General features: G+C 60.1%; 3 protein-coding genes. 2 read left to right on the plus strand and 1 reads right to left on the minus strand.

Going from position 1 to position 2374, the window contains the following annotated elements:
- The first annotated feature begins 131 nt into the window (after positions 1–131).
- Both AAAB35_RS26225 and AAAB35_RS26230 read left to right on the plus strand, forming a co-directional pair.
- Positions 132–1523, plus strand: coding sequence for a D-alanyl-D-alanine carboxypeptidase family protein (locus tag AAAB35_RS26225; protein WP_340671276.1), 1392 nt, complete (start codon positions 132–134; stop codon positions 1521–1523).
- Between the two features lie 48 nt (positions 1524–1571).
- Complete coding sequence (locus AAAB35_RS26230; protein ID WP_340671274.1) at positions 1572–1841, plus strand: hypothetical protein; 270 nt, start codon at positions 1572–1574, stop codon at positions 1839–1841.
- Positions 1842–1843: 2 nt separating this feature from the next.
- On the opposite strand, the gene AAAB35_RS26235 is transcribed toward AAAB35_RS26230, so the two are convergent.
- Positions 1844–2281, minus strand: coding sequence for a DUF1489 family protein (locus AAAB35_RS26235; protein ID WP_340671275.1), 438 nt, complete (start codon positions 2279–2281; stop codon positions 1844–1846).
- Positions 2282–2374 lie beyond the last annotated feature (93 nt).

Consider the following 2374-nt stretch of genomic DNA (forward strand, 5'->3'; position numbering starts at 1 on the left):
GTAAATTTTTCGATAAAGACGGGGGAAATCGTCAACGCGGCGGTTACCATAAACATTTTGGTAACGCTGATACGGATAAAGTTCACGAAATCAATCTGATGCGTCAGATCATCAACGAGAACCCACCGCATATGGAACAGGTGTTGATTGTGCTTCATCCGGCCCGCCAAACAAATAAACTAATCAAAAAAGTGGCTCATGCATTCCTGGTTCTCGCGATGATCTCTGGCGTCAGCGCTGCCGGCAGCTCAGAAGCGGTAGCCGAAACAAGGGCCGCGGCTATTGTTGTAGATGCCAACACCGGCAAGACGCTCTATTCGTCCAATGCCGACGCACAGCGGTTTCCGGCATCGCTCACCAAGATGATGACGCTCTACATGCTCTTCGAGGCAATGGAGGCGGGCAAGGTTTCGAAATCAACACCCATCCCGGTTTCCGCCTACGCTGCCGGCCAGCCGCCAACGAAAGTCGGCCTCCGCCCCGGTCAGACGATCAGCGCCGAAGCGGCCATTCTTTCGCTGATCACCAAGTCGGCGAACGACGCGGCAACGGCAATCGGCGAGTATCTTGGCGGATCTGAGCAACGCTTCGCCGTCATAATGACCAATCGGGCGCGGCAACTCGGCATGCGTAACACCCAGTTCCGCAATGCCAATGGCCTGCCCGATCCGCAGCAGCGCTCCTCTGCCCGGGACCTGGCGCTGCTCGGTATCGCGCTGCGCGAACACTTTCCACAGTATTACGACTACTTCTCCACGCGCAGCTTCAGCTATCGCGGCCGCCGCATCGTCGGCCACAACCGACTGCTCGGCAAAGTACGCGGTGTCGATGGGATCAAGACGGGCTATACGCGCGCTTCCGGTTTCAACCTCGTCAGCTCAGTGAACGTCGATGGCAAGAAGCTCATTGCCGTCGTCATGGGCGGCACGAGCGGAGGTGCGCGTGACGCGCAAATGGCGCAGCTCATCGACAAATACCTTCCTTCCGCCTCGCGCCGCGACGGTGGCAACCTGATCGCTTCGCGCAGGAACAGCAAGGTTGAGGTGGCCGCAGTCGACCTGCCGGAAAATGCGCCCGTCCCTGTGCCGGTTCAGCGCGAGGAGGCTGCGGCGCAACCCGCGGAGGTCGTGACGGCCTATGCGGAGCCGACGCCAGTCCCGTCCGTCGCAGCGCGCGTACTCGCCGTCCCAACGCCCTCGCCCAAGGCTGAAATCGGTGAAGGCGATGTCGCCGACGTCGACCCTGTGACCACGGCCTCCGCGCCGTCGGCAGGTGGGTGGATGGTGCAGATTGCTTCCGTCGGAAGCTCGGAGGAAGCCAAGGCAATGCTGGCCAAGGCTGCGGCCCAGGTCGGTGGTCCGATTGCCTCGCTTTCGCCTTACACGGAAAAGTTCCAGAAGGGTTCACAGACCTATCACCGTGCCCGCTTTGCCGGCATCCCGTCCGCCAAGGCGGCGAGTAATGCCTGTGCAGCGCTCAAGCGCCAGAATTTCAACTGCTTTGCAATTGCACCGCAATCGTAAGGCATCAACCCGAAAGACCCAGTTTGTACAGTGTAGAGGGTTTTGCGAATGTCCAGTACCACGGAAATACATGACCCGGCGGGCCTGACTGCCAGGGAATCGAAATCATCACTATTCGGCATGCACGCCTTGCAGCAAGCCGCTTTGCGCCTCGCCGATCTTCGGCACGGCACCGCGGCATTCAAGACCATGGATCTCGTCAATGTGCTGCTCTGCCAGGCGGCCCGCACCCGACGCGCGGCAATGCCGCCGGTGCGCCTGCGCCTGCATTCTGACAGCCGCAACGGCATCAGCCCGGTCAGGCTGCGAATTTCTTAGCGCTAGAGCAGGCCTAACGAGGCCAGCTCATTGCGCAATTCGGGGGGCAGCTTGGCGCGGCCCGATTTGCCCTGCCCCTCATCGGCGGGCACATCCTCGCTGGTGAGATATCGCCAACCTTGGAATGCGCGGCGAGGCTGCCATTCCGTCACGATGATGCGCGGCTCCAATACCAGATGGCAGCGCGAAATGCCCTGATCGTCCGGGAATGTTCGGATGTCCGTGAGGCGCTGGCGGCATTGGATGTTGCCCTTGATCACCCAATAGAGAGATCCGCCGTCGAGCAACTCGTCGATGCGCTTGGGCACCATCCGGGTCGTATGAAATTGCTCGATCGAGAGCCCGGCCTGTCTCCGTTCATCCAGACGGAAATCGATCCAGGCCGCGAGTTCTTCAATTGCACTGCAGCCGACGCAAAGTTTGACAAGATTGAGAGTCATGAGCGAAGCATTTACGCTTTAACGCGCCGACGTCAACTATTGCCGTCGGCTTCTCCACAATGACACCGAGCACAACCGTGGAGAGGCCGGGCC

The organism is Phyllobacterium sp., assembly GCF_037994425.1.
Taxonomy (GTDB): Bacteria; Pseudomonadota; Alphaproteobacteria; order Rhizobiales; family Rhizobiaceae; genus Phyllobacterium.

Excerpts from the sequence above, each read along its gene's own strand:
- AAAB35_RS26225 (WP_340671276.1), top strand. The coding sequence starts at position 132 with ATGGAACAGGTGTTGATTGTGCTTCATCCGGCCCGCCAAACAAATAAA.
- AAAB35_RS26230 (WP_340671274.1), top strand. The coding sequence starts at position 1,572 with ATGTCCAGTACCACGGAAATACATGACCCGGCGGGCCTGACTGCCAGG.
- AAAB35_RS26235 (WP_340671275.1), bottom strand. The coding sequence starts at position 2,281 with ATGACTCTCAATCTTGTCAAACTTTGCGTCGGCTGCAGTGCAATTGAA.